Here is a 21,528-nt window from a genome sequence, read left to right as displayed (position 1 = left end):
GACGTCAACCCGGCACCACCGGGCAACGGACGCTGGGCTGACACCGCGGGAGTACATGAGCAACCACTCCTGCCTGTTTTCACAGGGACTTAGGACGTCTTCCCCCACTGCCGATGGCCTCCGTCATCTCTAGAGCTAGTAGGCGTATTCCCACGCACTGTCGGTCCAGAAGTCCTCATAGATGAGGATGCCGGAGGGGTTCTCGACGTCGAGGAGCACAAGTCCCTGGGCCTTCTCCCCAGGACCGATATTCCCCGGCAGCAAGACTGAGTCGTCGAGGCAGAAGAGCGTCGCGGTACTGTCGGTCCCCGCGTTCGACGTGACGCCGTCCGGGCCAATCGCCTGGAAGGTCAGGGAGGACATGCTGAATTGCTGGATGAGGTCGGAGTTGAGCATGTTTGGGCTGGTCTCCACCGACACGTCGAGGGCCACGAAGTGCCCGTTCTCGGGTCGGCCCGCTAACTCATCGGTGCAGGGGATGTCGACGATGATGTCGTTGACGGTGAAGGCGGCCAGGTACTCGCCGCTGGCGTCCCTGATGCCGGCCAGTTCGCCTATCTGCTTGATCAAGTTCCCGCGGGGTGAGGTCTGCGAGTTCCCGGGAGGCGCCGGTGTTGGCGGCGCCTGAGTCGGAGCTGGCTCTGGCGTGGGCGCGACAGTTGTGGGGGCAGGCGCAGGGCTCGGCGTTTCCGACGGAGCTGGTGCGGGTGTTGTAACCCGCTGCGTCGGCGGGGCCGATGACGCAGAAGCGGGTTCTGACGGAGTCTGAGCGGTAGTTTCCGTGGGCGCCGGGTCGTTCCCGGCCGTGCAAGCGCTGAGGACCAGTGCTATCCCTACCAACGGTGCAAGGTGCTTCTTCATCATTTCCCCCATGTGTGTTCTGCAAACCTTTAACCTGCTCCCGCGAGTATCGCCCAACTCCCTCCTCGGCGACGTCCTCCGGAGTGATCCTGCTGCGGGCTGCCGATGCCTGCTCGTACATCCTGGCGATGTACTCCTCGAGCTTCACCCGCTCCACGCGCCACTGACCCCGGCCGCCAATCTGGATGGCTGGCAGGTCACCGGACTTCACCAGCGCATACATCTGCGACTGGCTCACTGCAAGCTCTGCTGCGACGTCGGGCAAGGTCATGAAGCGGGGCTGATCGGCCATGCGTCGATCCTAACGGGATCGCTCACGTCAGCCCTCGCGGTGTACCCGGCTCGCTCCACCAGCTTCCGCCGCCCAATGACAAAGGCAGGAACCAACCAGGCCTGCCCGTCGTCTAGCTTTGCCGTCCGCCCAATCTCCCGTGCACTAAGAATCGATGCCTGAATGCAGGACGGAGCTTCGCCTTGCGCGCGCGTGTCGGCCCGAGACGCGCCGCTCTATAGGGGGTTATTGGGTTTTCCCTATAACCCCCTATAGCTCCCAATATGTTGCCTCTGATCGCTGCCCGGAAAGCCGGTCCATCAGCGCCGTCCCGCGCGAGGCGAGATCAGTCCGAGCCCCTGAATGACCTGGCGCCCGGAGGGCCAGCCCCTGGGAGATCGTGGTAGCCTGTGCCCCGTTCTCGGCGCCGCTTCCTGCCGGGCTGGTTACATTGGTCCTGTGGCGCACCCTGAGGCAGAAGCGCGAGTCCGACGAACGAAGTAGGTGGTGTCAGTGTCGGCAGTGAGCGCTGGACGCGACGACGCTGGAGAATCCCAAAATGGTCGCCCACGGCAGGGAGCTGCTGCAGCTACTGGTCAACAGCAAGATGGCCAAGCCGGAGGACAAGCAGATGCTCGATGATATCTGGGCAAAGCCGCAAACCCACATGGAGCCGGCCGACATCGAGCACCTGTTCCGGAACCTTGCCGAGCGCGACCTCACCGAGGACCAACGGTCGCTGGTAGAGGACGTCATGGACGATTCCCCGACCCCGGAAGGCAATAGACCCACGAAGGAGGAACGATGACTGACCGCAAGCCCACCACGAACGAGCTGCTCAGGGAACTGGACAACGAGATCTTCGCGGCGCAGATGAAGGTCGCCCTCGACCTGCAGCTTGGCCGCGAGACAGCCCCCATCGTCAAGAGGCTGGCGGCGATGAAGATGCCGCCGATCGTCGAGTTGCCGCCCGAGCCCGAAGAAATTCAGCCAGTGCGCACAAGACCTAGGAGGATCATGAGCACCTCCAGAAGCAGGCGATTCCACGCCAGACAAATCAACACCGGCGCCTCACACTCTGTACCGCACACGGACGACAGCAAGTGGATAACCCCCGAAGCCGCGACCACCATGGCCTCGCAGCGGGGCGCACACTCGATCACGTAGGCCCCGCCTTCACGACACGAGGAAGCCCTACCGGGTCATCCAGGTCGGGCTCTTTAGCCTGCTCGCGCGGGCATCACTCCGCTCGGTCATCGGCGACGTCCTCCGGAGTGATCCTGCTGTGGGCTGCCGACGCCTGCTCGTACATCCTGGCGATCTACTCCTCGAGCTTCACCCGCTCTACCCGCTACTGGCCTCGATCGCCGATCTGGATGGCTGGCAGGTCTCCGGACTTAACCAACGCGTACATCTGCGACTGGCGCATTACGACCTCCGCGGCGACGTCGGGCAAGGTTATGAAACGGGACTGATTGGCCATGGACCGATCTAACGGGACCACCCGGGTCTTGCCGCGGGGTTGGCGCTACTCAAGCCTCTTCCCCTTGACGGCGACGACAAAAGCCCAAGCAGCCCGGGCCGTGGAGTATCAGACCTACTGAACCTGTACGAGCTCGCGCGTCCACGCCATCGCAAGCCCTTCACCGTCTGTTGGACGTCGTTGGGGTAGGTCAGTGCCACCCATAGGGAGGAGCTTTCTCCGTTGTCCAGTGAACGCCCTCGGTGGGCTCGGATATCGACTCGTGGGCCGGACAAATTGATCCCGGGACGGTGGGATCCCGTGCCACCCCGGGCGGGGCCCATGGTCCGTGACCGCGCAGTAACCCGCACTGAGGACGAATTACCAACGCAAGGACTACGAACTCAAAGGCCTCCTGACTGCCGCCATCGACCGCGAGCGTGTGCTCACCGCACTTCTTAACACGCTCGACGTCGGCCTCACCGCTGTCAACGCCCACGGCACCACCACCCTGACGAGCTGGCAGCAGGGCGCGGCACAGACGGCAAGACCGTGTTTGCAGCAGTTGGAGTCCACGACGACATGGGGCATCTGACCAGATGAGGGTTTCAACGCCGCCGGTTCACGGCACCTCAACGCAGCGTCCGACTGAACCGCTCCCCCGACCAACATGAGTCCCTCGTTGATGCACCACTTGCCTTTGATGTAGTCAGTGCCGTTTGATCACTGCATGGCGAGCGGCTGGATTTACGACCTGCAGGGCAAGGAAATTGTCTTCACCGGCAAGATCGAAGGCTACAGCGAGGAAGAGTTGACGAATGTTGCGGTCAAGCTCGGGGCTCGTGTGAAGGAGTGGATAAGTAGATCGAGCACAGACGTCCTCGTCCGCGGCTGGAGCCCCCGCTGGATGTACGGGAACTACGGTAAGAAGGAGAAGCAGGCTGCGGACATGCAACACGCGGGCCACCATATTCAGATTATCGACGCCGAGGGGTTCTTAGGCCTTCGGTCCCACTTTCCGGCGCCCGCCGTGAAACCCAACGTACCTGGGGCCCCAGCGCGGGCGCAGGCCGCAAGTGGCGGAGTAGCGGGTGCCCCGTACCGGGCCGGCAGCTTTGCCGATCCGCTTGAGGACGATGGTGATCACTATCGGGATCCAGACAATATGGAACGCGCACTCAAGGCCCATGCGGCAACCCAAGACGCCTTGGCGGACCTGCTGATCTTGCGCGGGCTCACGCCGTTGTCTCCATTCGACAAGAAATGCAACTTTGACCTGGCATGGCAACTCGACGAGAACATTATCGGTGTCGCTGAGGTCAAGAGCATCACCGAGGGAAATGAAGCTCTGCAGGTTAGGCACGGCCTGGGACAAGTGCTGGACTACGGCCACAGGATGAGAGACCGTGGTTTTCATCCGAAGCTTTACCTCGTCCTCGAGAAGAAGCCCCAGGATGCACGTCATTGGGCAGCGCTCCTATCTCGGCACGAGATAACCCTCACATGGGCTCCCTCCTTCCCCGGTCTTGGAGCGTAAGGCACGAAACTTGACTTACGAGAAAGGTGCAATGCCAACCAACTTTGGACACGCTGCGTAGAAACTACCCGTGTCCTACGCAGAACCGTCTGGTCTCGGCGTCAGATCGATGACTGGCCACTCAGCGTCCGGACCAAGCAGCTTAATCAGGTCCTCCTGGCGGGGTTGCCCCATCACTGAGCGGTATGCCCCTAGCGTCCGCTGCAGGCGGCGGTACTGTTGCGCCTCACGGCTAAGTGGCATCGCCGGGACGTAGCGCTCGATCGAGGCCTCACCCTCGAAGACCCAATACGGGCTGATGAGCAGGCTGCCGGCAGGCTCAGCGTCCTCGGCGGCGTCGAACATCGACGCCCAGGGGTCGTCGCTAGTCGGGTCAAGGGCTGCTGAGCCGTGGGCGGCGGCGACGTTCTTGCGGATCGCGTGCCCCTTGTAACGGTGCACCCGCCCCTCCCGCTGTTCGAGGTCAACGGGATTGCTGGGAAGGTTCCAGTGCACGACCGAATGACTGTAGGTATGAAAATCCAGTCCCTCCTGTCCCACCGACGTGCTGGCCAAGACGAATGGCCAGAACGGCGAATTGAAGCTTTCGCGAACAGATGACTCGCGCGCGTCGGCAGCGTCGGACGTCTGGACACGGCCGAAGCGAGCGGCGATGTGCGAATGCATGCGCTGCTCGTGGATTGAAATATGTCCTCCGAGAGAGGCCAGGTCGTGCACGACGTTGGGCGTGGTACGAATGGTCGCCGCGGCTGCGATGTGTTCTGCCAGCGGTAGGGCGCGATCCAACGGTTCGTCGGCAGCCGATCCCAGGGAATCGATCAAGGTGTGCACGTACTCGTCGAGAACCGATTGCAGGTTGCCATCGCAGCAGTAGCGCAGGACCTGAAGCAAGTAGTCTTTGGATTCGGGCTTGACGGCTACATCGCTCTTCGCGCCGCGTATGGCGGCCACAATCTCGGGACGATTGAACAGCGAGAAAAGACTGCGGGAAATTCGCAGGGCCGCCCCACGCACTGGTGATTCTGTTAGCGAATCGACGCCACCGCTTGCGCGGCCGAGGGCGCGGAGTGCACAAACACCTGGCCCGGCTACTGCCGTAAGCGCGAGGACTCGGGCAAGATCGTTGGGCACCGGGCCGAGCATGGCAAAGTCCGGATCCGAGGCCAGCGCGAGATGGTCCGCGAGGCGGGAAGTGGCGCCGTCCGCATCGCCAGTCAGGAACGAGCTGAGCAGCCCATGGTCCTCGACCATGAGCGCCCGGTCCAGGAGGTAGGGAACGACACCGTACCAAGCTTCGCCCGAGCCTGGCGCACCAGGCTCGGCGGGCGGCAGCCCGAGGTTGTCGAGCTCTCGCTGGATGCGAGCGGTGACTTCGTCGAGTAGAAGCCCAGGATCCATTGGGAGGGATGCGCTCAGGGATCGGGCGACTTCGAGCGGGTCCCCAAGGCGAGCCAACGCAACGGACGGGTGAAGCAACGCAAGATTCGATAGATTCTCCGGGCGATTCCGCTGAGCGTCCCACCCAAACCGGAGCACCGGACCCGGACGGGGATCATCGTATCTGGCCGACTTCTTCTTCTTCCGCCGATGACCGGCAGACTCGACCAGACGTCGCTCGGCCTCATAACTCACCAAAGCAGCTATGGTCTTGGGAACGACGCTCCATGCGGAAAACACCAATCGCTTCGTGAACGTACGGGTACCTTCGGCGGCGAAAACGCCGCCGGGCTCCACGTAGGGCATCGACGGTGGTATCCAGGCGAGACGCCAGACTCCGCGATTCATTGTGTCGTCAATGAGGGCCCGCATCTTCGAGTTGCCGGGCTCCAACTTTCTATAGTTCTGCACGTCCTTCCAGGACAGCAGTCCCCTGCGGTGAGATGCGAGCAACGCAGCGAACTCCGGGTCGTCGTCCTCGGCAGCGTTGAATGCCCGGCTCGCGACCTGGTACGAGGATGGGTCCATGAAGTTCAATGGGTAGGAGCTGGACCGCCAGTACTCGAAGACATCGTGGGCGTGTACATGGCGGGCGATGCTGTCGCTCGCCATCCAGACATGCAGGTCTGCGGAGTGCAGTTCGAGCGGGGGCAGGGATTTCTCGACCAGCATGCCGTCCTGCTTCGCGGTGGCTCGAAGCCGCTCTGTGCGTGACATGACGCTGCGGAGCTCGGCTGAGGCCGCTGCCGTCGCCTGCTCGGCGGCCCGACGGCCCGCAGTCGTTCCGAGCAGCATGCCCTCGCGGACCTCGGCAAGGAGCTGCTTAACGCGCTCGGCGCGTTCAGGTCCCGCCAAGAAGCCGACGGTGGTGTGGAAGTCGCGTTGGTGGTCCTCGCCCGAGGGCTCGTCGGGCAGGGTGTACATCTTGTACGGGGTCGCCGACAGGATGAGCGTCTTCGTGCCCGAGCCCGCGATAATGCGCTGCGCAAGTCGCTGGGCAGCACTCAGGTGCTGTTCGCCGGCGCCCAAGGCCGGGAAGAGGTCCTTGAACCTCTGGAATTCGTCGAGGATGACGAGGTCCGGGGAAAGACAGGCGACAGACACCTGGGCCATGGCGGTCCGCAACGCTCCGATCATGACGCGTCGGCGGCTCGTCATATCGGCCGATGTCGCCTGCTTGCCTCTCCACGTGCCGAGATCCTCTATCAGGTCATCGAGCAGTGACCCCCCGAACGGTCCAGGGTCCGTGCGCAGGTGCGCTTCGAAGTCGCGCATTAGCTGTGGATCAAGATCCGGCCGGCTACTGTCCCAAGCCAAACGGGCCTTGAAGCGTTCGAAGCCCGCACCGCAAGCGAAGTATCTTATTGCGCTCGTACGCTGCAACTCACGATGTCCAAGCACCTGAGTGACCATCCAATGCAGCAGCACTCTCTCCGGGGCCTTCCCAGTGGCAGCACCAAGCCGGAAAGAGGTTCCCGGAGTGAAGGAGATGACGTTGAGCCGTTGCCGGTCCATACGTCCTATGGTCTTTGGCAGCAGGGTCAAACGGTCCGCATTATCCTGCTTCTCGCCACCGGTCAGGTCGCGTAGGCGCTGCAGGTTTTGCCGCGCGATCTGACTGTTGGAGCAAATGTAGACGATCGTGAGCGGCTTGCCGGTATCCCAAAGGTGGTCAATCACGCGAGCAGCGACGCCCTTGGCCACGAGGGTCTTCCCGAGCCCGACCTCATCGGCGACTAAAAAGCGATCGACTCGGTCTTCGGCCAGCCACAGTCGGCCGAAAGCGTGATCGACAGTCCTTCGTTGGAATGGTTTGAGGCCGGACAGCATCGCCTCAACATCTGGGCGTGCTGTGTCGACGTCGATGACAGTCATGCATTCCTCCGGGTGCGGACCAGGTGAAGCACGACATCCCACATCTGCAAGAACTCGGCGGGTATCAAACTCTCGGCATCCGGGAGCCTACGAATCTCGGCGATCTGATCGGCGACCGCGGCGAGGCTGTCGATGTCTGCACTGACCGCGCGGATAAGAGGTTCGAAGAGGACGATGGGCGGCACAGAAGCAGTGGAGGAGGCCCTGACACCGGCCGTGCCGACGGTGACGTCGATTCTCTCCTCGGCGCGATAGGAGGCCACCGCCCGGCGACCATCGTCAATGCCAAGCAGAAAGGCCAAATACCGGAGGACACGCTCGGAGCTGTTGAGTATTCCAGCGAGGGCCCGCTGCCGGCGCTCTAGCGGGTCACCAATGATCGGCACCATAATAAGGCACCGTCGGCTAAGTCGGGTGTGTCCAGAACCTGCGGTAGTTTCAATCGCGATGAACGGGGTGATGTTCTCGATCGCAATGTCCCACGTCGTGGTTTCGCCAAGAGGTCTCCGCTGACCGGGGACTGTAGACAGCCAGATCTCGGTCTCGCCTAGCAAGTCAGCTGGGAGTGTGAGTGTCAGGCGTGCCGAGGAGGACGAGCCGTCGCGCTGGATGATGTCGAGACGCGGACGAGGGTCTGACCGCGCGAGCACTCGATGGAAGGCCTCAAGCGCATAGCTCGTGGCTATCGTCGGGTCATCGGTGGGGTGTTCGGCTACGGGGGTGTAGGGCTCCATGATCATCTGGAGTCCGGGCTCCTTGGACTCACGGCCCAGGACGGCCTCAACGCCGCACGTGACTGTGGGGCCGGTGAGGACGGCGTTGAATTCGACGTTCCGCTCCCATGCTGCGGTCGTGAGGTTCGCGCTACCGTTGACGACAGTAGACCGACCACGCGGATGGTCGGTCACGACGGTCTTGGCGTGAAGACCGGTCAGCTCCCCGTGTGAGGTTTGAGCAACATGCGCGCTGACCTCACCTGTCGCTTTCTCGGGCTCCTGGAGAAAGTCCACACTTGAGGACAGAATCTGAAGGTCCCAACCTTCGGTGGCACGAGCGCCGAGCTGGTCGAGCGACTCGGCGCGGCTGAGAAGGGTCGCATCCGTCGCTAAGGAACGCAGGCGCTTCAAGGTGCGAGCGGTCAGGAACGGGCTGATTGCTAGGATTCGGTCGCAATACTCGGTGAACGGCCAAGAGCTGTCGAGGGCGAGGCCGAGCGGGAGCAGCTCTCCCCCGTCGAAGGGCTCTGGTGCCTCGAGCCGCACGGAGCGAATCGTGATGCAGAGGCTTTCGATCGCGGCGGCGCGGGTTTGGGGCAGTGGGTCAGTGCAGAGAGTCGGAAGCTGGGAGACAAAGTCTGCGGCGGGCGCTGCCTCGATCGTGCCATGCGATCCCTCGTCGAGGACGAGGGCGGTGTCCCATGAGCTGTCGAAGGTGAGGTTCCTGCTGGCGACGACAACACGATGGTGGAAGGCACCGTCGCTTGGTCGCACAAAGCGGAGCACCCATAGCTTCGGGTGGAACAGTGCCTTCTCGTTCGGCGGTTCGACCTGAAAGATGCTGTCCTCAAGGAACGCGAGGATGCGACTGTGAGTCGCTGGCACATGAATCGCGGCAGCTTGGCAGAAAACTGTCGTGTGGTCAATGTGCCGCTTGACTGCGTCGAGCATCTGAACGGGGTCGCCGGATCCGATGGCGCGTGCGTCGTCGATGTTGCCGAGCGCGAAAGCCATAGGAGCGACGAGAACCGCGGTGAGGTCCAACGAGTAAGTGGTCACGACGGCGATGTCGACGTCGAAACCAGGTGGAGGAAGCAAGGCGTCGGTGAGCAGGACAGTGGTATCAGGATTCAGCATCAGACTGCCTCGAGCCCGTCGTAGATGTCCTGCAGGTGGCGTCGAGCGTAGATCCAGCGGAACTCAAGCCGGTTAATGCCGGAGGACCCGCCCCAGGCATCGAGTGCTTTCCAGTTCCCTGGACGGAGCCGAGCGCGGCCACCTTTGACGGCGGACTCGCGCTCCCTCACCAAACGCCGGGCTAAGTCGCCGTCAGGAATGTCGTGCGGTGCGCGCGCAAGATCGAACCAGGACGTGAGGAATCGCTGAGTCGGTAGCGTGAAGGCGCGGCGGCGGTTTGTCATGAGTAGGCCGATCGCATGGTGATCCGCGGCATCGAGAGGGCGGATTCCGTTGACACTGTCGGCCCACGTGGTCAGCTTTTGCCGGTAGTCCTCGATCGCATCGCCTTGGTAGCGTCCGGCGTTTCCGGACGTCGCCTCCGCAAGCAGCAAGTTGTAGAGGAGATTGGCGCCTTGGATGACCAGGCTGAAGCGCTCGGCCAAATCAACGAGATCCAGCAGATCCGGCGGCAGATCGCGACGCACCTCTGAGTCCCAAAGATAAGCCGGGGCCGAGGCGGCATCTGTCCAGGTGGCAGGCCTCTGGTGCACGAGATGTGCCAGCAGGGAGCCGGCACAGGAGCGCGTGATCGTCTCGGCAAGGAATGTGGCCTCCTCCTGCCGGAGATCGAAGGTGGCGCTATTTAGCAAGTCTTGCGGCTGATGCGGAAGACCCGGCACGATGCCCGTGGGCGTGAGTGCAATCGGAGTGTCCCCGTCCTCCTGTCGAGGAGCCGCTCGCAGCTGATCGCGGCGCAGCACGCAACGACGGAAGTAGTCTCCTACCGAGAGCCCCGGCTCGGCAATGCCCCAGGACGTCAGTGCTCCCCAGTACATCGCGCTCGGCACCCGCTGCAGATTCCGTCCGGCCCGGCGGCCGATGATCCCCTCCTTGGCATCCCCCATTCCACGCTTGAGAGAGTCAATGAACTCCCTTTCACCGTCGTGGAACGCCCAATCCATCAGCTCCGCGGTGCCCTTCTGCGAAGCGATCGAGAGAAGCCAAGGCACGAAGAGCACGTAGCGCAAACGGGTATGCAGAGTCGAAGTGCCGGGAAACAGGGTGTCGCTGATTCCGTCACGGATCGCGCCGATTCCGAGGTCGTCAATAGTTCCTTGGTCTCGAAACAGCTCGACTGCTTCCATCATTCGTCGACGTTGCTCGGCGTCAACGGCGAGCCACGCGAAGGTACTAGCCATACGGCAATTATGCAGGTCGAGTGGAACAGCCCCGCGCATGTAGCCCCGGGAGTGAATAGTCGAGCGGAATGCCCTGCGGAACTCCCCTACCCACCTCCGCGCGGACTTCCGCAGAGGATTTTCGGCACCGTACCGCCGCCGGAGTCTCATAAACCCCACCCTGTGGTCGGGACTTCTGAGACAACATACTGAGACCCGTTCATCGGAGCTGCGCCGGTGAACGGGTCTCGTCTCGTTAGGGAGATGGTCATGAGACGATCATTCAACGGTTACCGAGGCGGCTAGATAGTCGCCTTGCTCAAGGGAAGCAGGTAGGCCATGGATCGGAATGAGAAAAAGCGGCTACGGGAGCGCATCGGCGAGAAGATTGATGTGTCTGGTACCAGGATGAGCGACGATGAGGCTACATTTCTCGCGGGCGTCATTGACAAATATGACGAACAATATCGTGGTGATTCCTCGACCAAAACTTCCTCGTTCACGGGGTCAAGCTCCGAAGGGAAATACACTCGCACCGAAACGTGGACGCACACTTTCACCGACGAAGTTGGGATACGACAAGACTATGAATACCACGATGACGATGGTCAGACAGGGAAGGATTCGAAGGTCATTAAAGACGCCCGAGGCATTCTTAACTGGTTCCAGGGACGTCCATGAGTGACCCAGATAAAATTTTCAGCGGTATGAAAGAAGATCGGATAACAATCGATAGGGAAGAACTAGATAGGGTCCAGCCTCGCGACAGCATTTCTTCCGCAGCAGACATGACAAAAGCTGTCCGTGTAAAGGGTCGTGATTGGTTGGATGGCCCAGAATCAAAGATCTTGCTAGACGACCTCAAATCCGATGTAGAGACCGTCGCGATACTTGAGGGCTACTTTGCAGGTTGGCGCACACCGCCCATGTCGGTCGATGACATCGTGGAGTATTTTATTCTCGATTATCTCGGAGCGGGCACGGGCAATGGCCCCGCTTTGAGGCAGGATCCCGCCAGCGCGATCATCCGCTGTTACGTAGGCGATCACGAACGGGGTGGGGCCGACCGAGTATTAGAGGCTCGCGAACTCAGCAAAGCATCCCCTAGAGCGTTCTGGTTCATGGTCACTCTCGCAAAAAAGCATTCAAGCTTGTGCCAGGAAGTCCTTAAGTCAGAGTTTAAGTCTGATGTGCTCAAGCTGCAACGAGGAGTTCGCGATTCTAGCGTCCATTTCGCAATCGAATCATGGTCGTACGTTGATTCTGTTTCAAACTATGGCTCAATCACTCTTCGTGCAGAAGTTCCGCTCTCTTCCGTCCTTTCTTTGCGCGCACAAGAACACGAAATTGTGCTGCTTCGACATCCCTGGGAGTCAGAAATCATCATCGAATACCCTCAGGCCGCCTGTGAAACCGAGCTAGCACCTGTAGCGCCGTGGAGAGATCGTCTGGCAGGATATTTGGATACTCTCATCGGGCATATCCGCAGCGGACACTCTCTTAAATAGTTCTCCAGCGATGGGTGATTCAGTAATCTGAACCGTCCCGGGATTAATGCCGGTGTGTTCTTTGAAAAAGATAGTGACGATACCAAAGCAGGCCATCTATGCAACGCTCAGGCCCGAGATGAGTGAGTATTCCAGGCAGGTGGGGCTACCGACTCAACTCCCTGAGTCCCCTGTGTGTGCGGCACCCAACTGCGCCGCGACATGAGCCGCGAAGGCGGGGTCATCGTGTATGCGGGCCACCACGTCGTCCGCGACCTTGTTCACGTCAAGCGGCCCGTATTCGGCCCCCTGCACTGGCAAATCAAGACTGATGCTTGGAGTGTAGGCACTCTCGCCGTCGTCGCCGTATGCGGTGAGAACGTGGTCGAAAACAAGCTGCACCTTCGAGGTGAAGATGTCGGACGTGTAGGGCGTCTCGGGTAACCCTTGATCCAGGACCCGACGAATTGTGCTGTCGACGTCATTCATCACGTCAACCTTGCGACGCCAGTCTTGGACCAGCTTGTCATGGAGATGTTCTAGGAGCTTCTTGGCGCTGGCCTTCACGGTATCGCGCTGGTCGTCGGTCAGCACGGGCTCGGGCTGGGTCAGCAGATCGAAGATCGCGAGCTCCTCCTCGGTCAGGCCCTCTCGTACCGACCGTTTCTCCTCCTCGGCTAGGGTCTGCGACAGTTCGATCAGCCGTCGGAGGTACTCGTCGATGTTCACGCTTCCGGCGTTGTAGTCCGAGATCAGCTGTTCAATGCGCTCGACGAGTTCGTACCGGGTCGGGTTGCGGGTCGCTGCTCCAATGGCCTGTTGGCGGAGTAGTTGAGCCAGCCGGTCCGTCTCGGCTCTCTTGCGACCTGCAAACTTGGCTGCCAATCCCTCAAAGTCGATCAGGGACAGGTCGATCAAGGGGTCAGGCTTAGTTCCCTCCGCAGCCGCCCGAATCACGTACTCCTCCGCACCGACTGATCGGTCGAGCAAGGCGTCTACAGCATCAGTGACGACTCGGAGGTCGGCCTCAGGCGGCCGCGTGACATCTGCGATGCGTTCGGCGAGGACCCGGACCGCGGCGACGTTGCGCTGTTGCGCGGCGGCCTCGGGATCCGGGAGGAGGGCTTTGAATAGTTTGCGCACCTGGCGGGCCTTCTGCTGGAAGTCAGTCCGGGTGTCTTCGTTCACCAGCAGCGCCTCGACTGCGGCGTCGCGCTTGGCGATGTGATCGAACCCTTCCGCGTCACGCATCGCGGCAAGATCCACCCCGACGCCGGAGCAGAACTGGAACAACTCTGTCATTGCGGCATCCAGCTCGCGCGAGAGCGCGTCGATGATCTCAATGGGCGACTTGCCGGCGTCTGCGGCTCCGTAGATAGCGAGGGCCTTCTCGAGATTCCGGAAGACGCCGACGTAGTCGACGATCAGCCCGTTGTCCTTTTCTGGGAACACGCGGTTGGCGCGGGCGATGGTCTGCATCAGCGTGTGGTTCTTCATCGGCCGGTCGAGGTATACGGTCGAGACGCTGGGCGCATCGAATCCGGTCATCCACATAGCGCAGACGAACACCAGGCGCAGCGGGTCCGCCGCGTCCTTAAACTTCTCGGCAAGATCCTCACGATTCATTCGCTCGCGATGGGGCCGGATGTCCAGGCCCAGGTCGTCGAGCATTTTCAACTCGTTCTGGCTTTGCGAAACCACGACTGCCATGTCGGTGGTCTCCATGAGCTCGATGCGTGAGGCGAGCCACGGACGTTCAAGTTCCGGCAGCACATCGTGTTCCGCCCTTAGCTCTGCCAGGTGCTCGGCCCACCCCTCTTGGACCAGGTTGTACATCCGGACGGCTGCGGCCTTATCAAGCCCGACGTACATCGCCTTGCCGCTGAAGCCACGGCCAACGAAGTGGGCGACGAGGTCCTTAGCGATGGTCTTCAAGCGCTCAGGTCGTGTCAGCAGCGTGTACTGCGTGCCGAACGCACGAGCGAGCTGGCCTTCGGCATCCTCGTCGAGCTCAGCTTCCTCCAGCAGCGCGTTGAGGTCGTCGGAGAAGTTCTCGTTGACCAGCTGCAGCTCTGGGATGCGGTTCTCGTAGTAGAGCGGGACAGTCGCACCGTCCTTCATGGCATCGCGGAAATTATAGATGCTGACGTAGTCACCGAACTGCTCGCGAGTCGCCTGCTCCTCGCCGGCGATCAGTGGGGTACCGGTGAAGCCCATCATGGAGGCGTTAGGCAATGCTGTGCGCATGTTGAGGGCCAGCGTGTCGTACTGGCTTCGGTGCGCCTCATCGGTGATGACGATGACATCGGAACGGCTTGAGAGGACCGGCATCTGCCGCTCCCCCAGGGCCTTGGACGGCTGGAACTTGTGAATCAGGGTGAACACGTACCGGTGATCTGCGGCAAGCAGTTCGCGCAGGTGCGCGACAGACTCCGCGTGCACCCGCGCCTCGGGCGAGATCGCTCCGGCGTCGGCAAACTCTCCATGCAGCTGGATGTCGAGTTCGGTGCGGTCCGTGACCATAACGAACGTCCACTTGCCCGGCACCTGGCGAAGCACCTTTTGCGTGAACCACAACATCGACAGCGACTTGCCCGAGCCCTGGGTGTGCCAGAAGACACCCAGGCGTTTGTCCTGCTCCGCGCGCGCCTGGTGAAGGTTCTCAATGGCTGCGTTAACCCCGAGGTACTGGTGCGAACGCGCCAAGACCTTGATCAGTCCACCGGGGCGCTCCATGTACGCAACGAAGTTCTCGATCAGGTCGAGCAACACTACTGGGTCACAGGTGCCGCGCAGGGCTGTTTCCAAGGCGATAGCGCCGCGGGTTCCGAGGGCGTCTATGACCATCCAATCGCCGAAAAACTCCCATGGCGAGTACGTCGACCCGACCTTGGCGACGCTGCCGTTGGACAACAGCACAAAACAGTTGGGGATAAAGAGTTGTGGGATGGTGTCCCGATAGTCGGTCAGGTTGTCGTCGTAGGCGGACTTAACCGGCTCGTTGGGCTCCTTGAACTCCATCAGCACCAACGGGACGCCGTTGACGAACAACGCAAGATCAAGGCGGCGGCTGTGAAGGTTGCCCTTGACCCACAGCTGACGCACAGCCAAGAGGTCGTTGTGCAAGGGGTTCCGCAGATCGAGGTAGCGGAGCGTATCAGTCTGCTTGTCACCGCGGTCGTCTGTCCACTCGGCTTTGTAGCCGTCACGCAGCAGCTTGTGAACCTCGAGGTTGGCACGCACCCGGTCCATGGCCGAGCGGTCTCTGGTCAGCAGCTCGATGGCCTCGTTAATCGAGGCGTCGGGCACGTACTCGGAGTTGAGCTTCCGCATCGCGAACCGCAGCCTATGAGCGAGTATGACATCGTGCTGAGAATCACGCCCAAGGGTTCCCTGGGCTCCGAGGACCTCATAAAAGGCATCCACAGGTGTCCAGTTAAGCTGCTCCAGCAACTCGATGCTCGGCTTCTCGACGTAGAAGTACTCAGGCCCCGTGGGAGTCATCACGCCACCTGTTCCACGATGGACGCATCCAGGTCGAGCTTGGACACATCGATCTGCCCCGTCACCAGCTTCGGCAACAAGACGTCGCGTATTTCCGTGAGCTTCTTACTCTGGAGCGAGAGCGCGGCGGCCTCGGAGCCAAATGGCTCGACCAGCGCTTGGAAGGAATTCAGCACGTCCACCTTTGGGAGGAGGAACGGTCTCGCGTAAGCGCCCTCACGACTGAGCCCCGGAACAGCCGCATGGGAGTTCGCGAACTCCGTTCGGCGCAACTGTTCGGCTACGAACCTCAACGGTAGGTCGGTTTGGACAAAGTAGGCAGTGTCTATCGGCCAGCAAGGTCCGTCGACCCAGTGGACACTGCCGACGTTTCCCTTGCGCCCCACAATAATCGCGGGGCCATCAACAAACGACTCGTCATGCCAGCCGATAATCCCAGAAGAACCCACAACAGCAACGCCTCCACCCCGCCTAGCATCTGCCTTCAACGACTTGCCGTATTTGAGTTCAACCTCGTCCCCAACCGTGCCTGCCCGCCAGTCCCCAGGAATCGGACCGAGGGCGGAGTCAATCATGGGCACCTCGCCATGGCCGGGGTAGCGGAGCTTCACGAACCACTCGTGGTAGATAGCCTGTGCCATCTTTTCCAACACCTCGACCCGCCGTCGATTATTACCGATCAGGTTGTCGAAGGCTTGGAGCACGTCAGCGATCTGTCCCTGCGTCCGCACCGCCGGCACACGGACGGGCAGTGTGTGTAGGTGGTTGCGGTTAAGGCCAGGAACTGCAGCCGCGCCGTCGTACTGCGCAAGATTCATCGATCGCAACAGTGCAGCAACGAATAGGGGGTCATTCCCCTTGAAGTCACGGACGTAGAGAGCGGTGTTTAGCGGCCAAAAGTCCTCCTCTATATAGAAAACCTGACCAAGCGTGCCATATCGGCCGGTCACAACGCCGGGGGCCGTGACCTTCGCCTCGTCATGCCACCCTGTGTGCCCCGACGACGAGACGACGGGAATTCGACCATCCCTTCGCGAGCCGTTCGGTAGGTCGTAGCCACGCTTCAGCTCGCACACGTCCCCCAGCGGGACAACGCACCATTCACTCATGCCTCGAGAATCCCTTGGACAGCCACATCGACCTTGGCACGCAGGGCCCCAGCCTCGTCGCTCAGCATCGTGAAGTCCTCGTACAAGGCCTCTAGTTCGCCGATGAAATCGACGTCGCTCTCCTCGACCTCTGCTGTACCGGTGTACCGGCCCGGGCTGAGGCTCCAGCTCTGGGCCTCGATCTCGGCACGAGAGGCGACCCTGCAGAGACCGCCGACGTCGACGTACTTCCCGTCGGGAAAATACTCGTTGAGCAAGGTGTCGCTGCCGTCAGTGGTCTCGACGTCCTCGCCGCGGTAGAGCCGAACGATGTTGGCGAGGAACTCAATCTGGTCGGGCGCGAAGTCGCGGTGTGTGCGGTCGATCTGGTTATAGATGTTCCGGGCGTCGAGGAACAGCACGGTGTCCTCTCGGGCCGTGCCGATCTTAGCCTTGTCGAGGAACCAGAGCGTCACCGGCAGGGTGACTGTGTAAAAGAAGTTGGAGCTGATTGCGACCATGACGTCGACGGTGCCGGACTCGATGAGCTGCTTGCGGACCTCCTTCTCGGAGTGGGGGGGGCGTCTCCGGCGGAGTTCGCCATGACGAAGCCGGCCCGGCCCTTGGGGGAGAGCGCCGCGTAGAACTGCTGGATCCACAGGAAGTTGCCGTTGTCGGCCTTCGGAACGCCGAACGGGAATCGCTTGCCGCCGGCGAGATCGTCTTTCTTAATTTTGTCGACATTGAACGGCGGATTGGCCATCACGTAGTCGAAGGCACCGACCGCGCTGTGCGGGTCCTCGTAGTAGCTGTTGGCCTGGCGAATGTCGCCCGAGAGTCCGTGGAGCGCAAGGTTCATCTTGGCCAACGGAACAGTGTCCTCAGTCTTTTCCACTCCGAAGACTGAGAGTTTGCGGCTGGCCGATTCGTTGTGCCGCTCGACAAACTTCGCGCACTGGACGAACATGCCGCCCGATCCGCAGGCCGGGTCGAAGACCCGACCTTGGAACGGTTCCAGGATTTCGACGATGAGGCGGACGATGGAGTAGGGCGTGAAGTACTCTCCACCGCCCTTGCCCTCCTGCGCTGCGAAGTTGGAGAGGAAGTCCTCGTAGATGAAGCCGAAAGCATCGCCTTCGAGCTGGGTGGGCAACGGCGCGAAGCGCCGCAGCAGCTCGATCAGTGTCGAGCGTTCCAGCTTCTGGTATCCGCGCGGCAGGATGTCCTTGAGCTCGGGGTTGTCCTTCTCGATGGCCTTGATCGCCTCGTCGGTGGCCTTGCCGACGTCAGCGCCTTCGGGCAGGTCTACAAGACTCGACAGCCGTGCCTTGTCGGGGACATAAAGCACAGACTTCGCCTTATAGTCCGCGATCGTTGCTGGGTTCCTAGCGCTGGCCTTAGCCTCGACCTCCCCACGAACAGCCTCAAATCGGTTCTCGGCGTAGGCGAGGAACACCAACCCAAGCACCGGGTCGCGGTACTGCCCCGGCGTGAGTTTCGAGTTGGCTCGCAGCTCATCGGCAGCAGCCCAAAGCGTGGCCCGCACGCGGGTAAGATCAGAAGTTTTCACAACTAGAGGATATCGGCGGAGGACAGCAGATCCGGCACGTACTCCGCTACTGGGACGTGTCGCCGTTCAACAGACCTCAAGCTGAAGTCCCCGTTGCCGAGCTGGGTCATCTGATCAATCCCCCGATGTTGATTGACGACATTCCCCGACGACCCGAGTACGAAAGCATCCTGCAGCTACCACTGCTGGGAAAGTCTGTGCGCATCCGACGCGATCATGACCATCGCAAGTGTAAGGTCGCTCCCGAGCGCTTCGGCGCTTGGGGCGTGCTTCCGGACTCGTATTACGAGATGAAAGCAGGCACGAGGGTGAAAGCACCAAGCACGGTCGCGGAGATTGCGAAAATGAACGCGTATACGTCACAAATTGCAAGCGTCGTTCGGAGCTTCGTGCCCGAAGAATACGAAGAGTCGTGATTGAAAATTGTCGTCGCTGCCTTCACGGCGCCGAAGCCCAACGCGACAAAAGCATACGCACCAACGAGCGAGAGCTTCATTTCCTCAGGCGTGAGGAAGGCAATGATTCCGAGAGCTGCCGTAACGAGGGTGGCCGCGACAGTTGCCCGCTTAGACCACGTCTTTTTCTTGGTATCGCTGTACGGGCGCAGTGGCTCACCATTGACCCGTTCCCACCGACGTCCGTTGGCGTCTCGGAATCGGAGACGTACACGCATCGACCCTGCAATGTCGCCCGGCGGGAAGTAGTTGGTGAACTTCTTTTCCTCGTGCGGCGCGATCTCATCAAATCCTAGGGCTAAGTCTGCCTCCCGACCATCTTCCATGAGCAACGCGGCCGTGGTACCAGAGAACGCCTCGTCGCTTGTCGAGACCAAACGCACTGTCGCCATGTAAGCCTCAGCGATCACTATCGGGCGTCGATCGGCGGAGATTCCGAGGAGGTCCCCGGGCCCTGAACCTTCACCCTCTACCTCCATGCCTGGCAGGACTTGCACCGGTGCAACCCCACCGATTGGTGCCAGCAGGCGCGCCTGCGCACGCTCGCTATCTCTAAGGCTCCGACGGTAGAGGTAGACAGCCCAGAACACCGCTCCGAGCGTGCCGATGGCACCAACCCAAGTAGCTACGTCCCCCACGTATTCACCCAACTAGGCTGCGGAACCGTCACTTCTTACCTTGACTCGCAGACGTTATTCCGTGACGGAACTCCACCGAGTTGCCGTTCAACATGAAGGACACGAGCCAGGGGTTCCACAACCAAAGAAGGATAGCTCAATGAGCTGCACAAGACGATTTAGAAGATTGCAGCTGGTGGACCGGATGGGACGGATCCGCGGCGAGGCACTGCACCGGCTCGCCACGGATGGGCTTGTGGAGCGCAGCCGGAACAAGGCCGCGCAGGTGGTCGGCTTCTCCCCCGCGGACACCGCCAGCCTGTGCGACGCGCGGGCCGACTTCGCACGCCGTCCTGCTCGATCCCGAACCCCACAGCGGGGTCGGGACCAAGCACCTCCGTCTGCGAGCTCAGGAGCCGACGGGTGCACCCAGGGTGTCGGCCATCTCCCACCAGAGCCGGTTCACCTCGACGTACCGGTCCGTGGGGTCGAGCGGCTTCGCCCACGGCTTGTCGATGATGTAGTGGATGTTCTTCACCGACGACGGATCCCAGACCGACGGGTGCTGGTGCTGCAGAGTCTTCAGCGCGTTGTACACGTAGGGCAGCGGACGCCAGCGGTCCCGGTAGAACTCGTTCAGGAAGTCCTGTTCGGCGAACGGGTAGTGCGACAGGTTGTCCACGCCTGCCAGCCGCCCCACCATGTCGGCGAACACGGCCTCGTCCGGTGACAGCACGAGGAAGCCGCCGTTCAGGTAGTTGTCTGTCGCATCCGCTTCGGTGACGTGGTCCCCGCCCCGGCAGTGCGTGTAGAAGCAGGTCTGGGGTGTCCAGCTCGGCGGATAGCTCGCGATCCGGTTGGGGTTGCACCGGCAGGCGTGGCAGGCGGCGATGGCGCCGTCGGCCAGGTCCAGCGAGAACAGCTCGTCCATGTTCCGGGTCACCAGCATGTCGGCGTCCAGGAAGACGACGCGCTCGAACTCCGTGAGACCCCAGACGGCCAGCTTGGTCCACACCTCGGCAAACCGGGAGTTGGCGTAGCTGTCCGCCGATCCCCCGGCCGGCCGCAGCGGTGCCACGTCGCGCAGGAGGCACCCGTCGTCCTGCAGGAGGTGCCGGGCCTGCTCGTCGATCCCCTCGGTCACCATGACCACGAGGGGTGCGGTGCTGCCGGAGCGCTCGAGCGAGGCACGCAGCGTCCGGACCCCGATCAGGTAGTCGGGTTGGGTCAGCAAGGTCACCCAGGCGTTCATCGGTGGTGCTCCTGTCCAGGGAATCGAGGGTGGGCGGGTCGGGTCAGTCGAGGAGCGCATCGGTGAATGCATTCGCGAACCTGTGCTCGGGGTCCAGCGTCTCGCGCACCCGGCGGAAGGCTTCCCACTGGGGGTAGAGCGCCGGCCAGTCGTAGAGGGACTCGTCGAAGTACTTGCCCCAGTGGGGCCTGCCGCCCTCCTCGGCCAGGGCCCGCTCCACGGCCCGGAGGAAGCTGTTCCCCTCCTCGGACAGCGAACCGTCCGCCGCGTAATAGACCACGAAGCCGAAGTAGCAGGTGTCCTGGCCGTTGGACGGGCTCAGCCATCCCTCGGACGCGCCGGTGCAGCGCAGGATCACCGGGTAGTGCATGCGGGGTCGGGTCTCCGCATGCCAGTCCTTGATCTTCCTGATGACCGCCCCGGCCCGCGCGAGCGGGATGCCGATCTCCACGTTGATCTGGGGAGTCGCGATCCCCTTGCAGAACACCTGGTAGATGTCACCCGTGACGTCGGTGAAGTCCCGGAAGCGCGACACCGTGCGGAGCGACTTGCCGTTGTCGGCGACGCCCTTGCTGTCGTCGCGGAGGTGCTGCAGCGTCGACTCGATCGTGCTGTTCATGGACGTATCGGTCGTCGCGTACTCCACGAGCTGGCTGCCGCCGGCCCGGTACCGCGACACCTCGTCGTCGGACGCCTCGTTGGCGGTCCACACCTGGACCTGGTTCTCCTGCGGGAACCACCAGGCCTTGACCAGGATGTTCTCCCGGTTCCAGGTCTCCAGGTCCGTCTCGAGCGTGCCCGCGTCGACGGCCTTCTTCACGCAGGTGTAGATCATCGACTCCCGTGCACGCAGTGTCACGGCGGTGATCACGCCCAGTGAGCCGAGGCCGAGCTGGACGGCGGGGAAATCCGGGTGGTCACGGTCGAACTCCGCAACCGTGCCGTCGGCCAGCACCATTCGGATGGCCAGCGCGGCGCCGGCGATCGAGCCTTGCTGCAGGCCCTGACCGTGGATTTCGGGAGTACACCTGCTACTTCG

Annotated in this window: 16 protein-coding genes and 1 pseudogene; 5 read left to right on the top strand and 12 right to left on the bottom strand. The window is 61.8% G+C overall.

The features are described from left to right. Positions 1-135: 135 nt before the first annotated feature. Complete coding sequence (locus FNH21_RS15555) at positions 136-570, bottom strand: DUF4352 domain-containing protein (protein WP_191932055.1); 435 nt, start codon at positions 568-570, stop codon at positions 136-138. Positions 571-958: 388 nt separating this feature from the next. After that, positions 959-1,153, bottom strand: a pseudogene (locus FNH21_RS15550) (helix-turn-helix transcriptional regulator); the annotation flags it as partial. Positions 1,154-1,691: 538 nt separating this feature from the next. Here FNH21_RS15550 and FNH21_RS15545 point away from each other — a divergent pair. The 3 genes from FNH21_RS15545 (at position 1,692) to FNH21_RS15535 (ending at position 4,131) form a co-directional block, all read left to right on the top strand. After that, positions 1,692-1,940: a hypothetical protein gene (locus FNH21_RS15545; RefSeq protein ID WP_152816951.1), complete on the top strand. Its 249-nt coding sequence runs from the start codon at positions 1,692-1,694 to the stop codon at positions 1,938-1,940. Continuing rightward, positions 1,937-2,299 (top strand): hypothetical protein, encoded by a 363-nt coding sequence (locus tag FNH21_RS15540; protein WP_152816950.1) that lies wholly within the window; start codon positions 1,937-1,939, stop codon positions 2,297-2,299. Before FNH21_RS15545 ends, FNH21_RS15540 begins: the two co-directional genes overlap by 4 nt. 1,025 nt (positions 2,300-3,324) lie before the next feature. After that, positions 3,325-4,131, top strand: a complete 807-nt coding sequence (locus FNH21_RS15535) for a BRCT domain-containing protein (protein WP_152816949.1) — start codon at positions 3,325-3,327, stop codon at positions 4,129-4,131. A 75-nt stretch (positions 4,132-4,206) separates the two neighbouring features. On the opposite strand, the gene FNH21_RS15530 is transcribed toward FNH21_RS15535, so the two are convergent. The 3 genes from FNH21_RS15530 to FNH21_RS15520 are packed head-to-tail and all read right to left on the bottom strand — an operon-like array spanning position 4,207 to position 10,537. After that, entirely contained in the window at positions 4,207-7,443 is a 3,237-nt protein-coding gene (locus FNH21_RS15530; RefSeq protein ID WP_152816948.1) for a helicase-related protein, read from the bottom strand. Next, entirely contained in the window at positions 7,440-9,296 is a 1,857-nt protein-coding gene (locus tag FNH21_RS15525) for a phospholipase D family protein (RefSeq protein ID WP_152816947.1), read from the bottom strand. The genes FNH21_RS15530 and FNH21_RS15525 overlap by 4 nt, the downstream gene beginning before the upstream one ends. Then, on the bottom strand, positions 9,296-10,537 hold the full coding sequence (locus tag FNH21_RS15520; protein ID WP_152816946.1) for a DUF6361 family protein: 1,242 nt from the start codon (positions 10,535-10,537) through the stop codon (positions 9,296-9,298). Before FNH21_RS15520 ends, FNH21_RS15525 begins: the two co-directional genes overlap by 1 nt. A 318-nt stretch (positions 10,538-10,855) precedes the next feature. Between FNH21_RS15520 and FNH21_RS15515 the strand changes: the two genes are divergently transcribed. Both FNH21_RS15515 and FNH21_RS15510 read left to right on the top strand, forming a co-directional pair. Next, positions 10,856-11,197 carry a hypothetical protein gene (locus FNH21_RS15515; RefSeq protein WP_152816945.1) on the top strand — a complete coding sequence of 114 codons (342 nt, stop codon included), beginning with the start codon at positions 10,856-10,858 and terminating at the stop codon, positions 11,195-11,197. After that, positions 11,194-12,024, top strand: a complete 831-nt coding sequence (locus tag FNH21_RS15510) for a hypothetical protein (protein WP_152816944.1) — start codon at positions 11,194-11,196, stop codon at positions 12,022-12,024. Before FNH21_RS15515 ends, FNH21_RS15510 begins: the two co-directional genes overlap by 4 nt. Before the next feature lie 153 nt (positions 12,025-12,177). Here the strand turns inward: FNH21_RS15510 and FNH21_RS15505 are convergent, their stop codons facing one another. The 7 genes from FNH21_RS15505 to FNH21_RS15480 all read right to left on the bottom strand — a co-directional run bounded on the left by FNH21_RS15505 (position 12,178) and on the right by FNH21_RS15480 (position 21,447). Beyond that, positions 12,178-15,507, bottom strand: coding sequence for a type I restriction endonuclease subunit R (locus tag FNH21_RS15505; RefSeq protein ID WP_152816943.1), 3,330 nt, complete (start codon positions 15,505-15,507; stop codon positions 12,178-12,180). After that, complete coding sequence (locus tag FNH21_RS15500; protein ID WP_152816942.1) at positions 15,507-16,616, bottom strand: restriction endonuclease subunit S; 1,110 nt, start codon at positions 16,614-16,616, stop codon at positions 15,507-15,509. The genes FNH21_RS15505 and FNH21_RS15500 overlap by 1 nt, the downstream gene beginning before the upstream one ends. Next, entirely contained in the window at positions 16,613-17,116 is a 504-nt protein-coding gene (locus tag FNH21_RS17325) for an N-6 DNA methylase (RefSeq protein ID WP_277819765.1), read from the bottom strand. The genes FNH21_RS15500 and FNH21_RS17325 overlap by 4 nt, the downstream gene beginning before the upstream one ends. Then, the gene (locus tag FNH21_RS17455; RefSeq protein ID WP_206687071.1) at positions 17,068-18,165 is read right to left on the bottom strand and encodes an N-6 DNA methylase; all 1,098 of its coding nucleotides are present in this window, start codon (positions 18,163-18,165) and stop codon (positions 17,068-17,070) included. Before FNH21_RS17455 ends, FNH21_RS17325 begins: the two co-directional genes overlap by 49 nt. Positions 18,166-18,448: 283 nt before the next feature. After that, positions 18,449-19,270 (bottom strand): hypothetical protein, encoded by an 822-nt coding sequence (locus FNH21_RS15490; protein ID WP_191932045.1) that lies wholly within the window; start codon positions 19,268-19,270, stop codon positions 18,449-18,451. A gap of 376 nt (positions 19,271-19,646) precedes the next feature. Continuing rightward, positions 19,647-20,489 (bottom strand): glycosyltransferase family 8 protein, encoded by an 843-nt coding sequence (locus FNH21_RS15485; protein ID WP_152816940.1) that lies wholly within the window; start codon positions 20,487-20,489, stop codon positions 19,647-19,649. A 43-nt stretch (positions 20,490-20,532) separates the two neighbouring features. Then, entirely contained in the window at positions 20,533-21,447 is a 915-nt protein-coding gene (locus FNH21_RS15480) for a D-arabinono-1,4-lactone oxidase (protein WP_152816939.1), read from the bottom strand. Between the last annotated feature and the right edge of the window lie 81 nt (positions 21,448-21,528).

Source organism: Arthrobacter bussei (assembly GCF_009377195.2).
Classification (GTDB): domain Bacteria; phylum Actinomycetota; class Actinomycetes; order Actinomycetales; family Micrococcaceae; genus Arthrobacter_D; species Arthrobacter_D bussei.
Note: the sequence above shows the minus strand (reverse complement) of the source record. Positions and strands in the feature narration are given on the sequence as shown.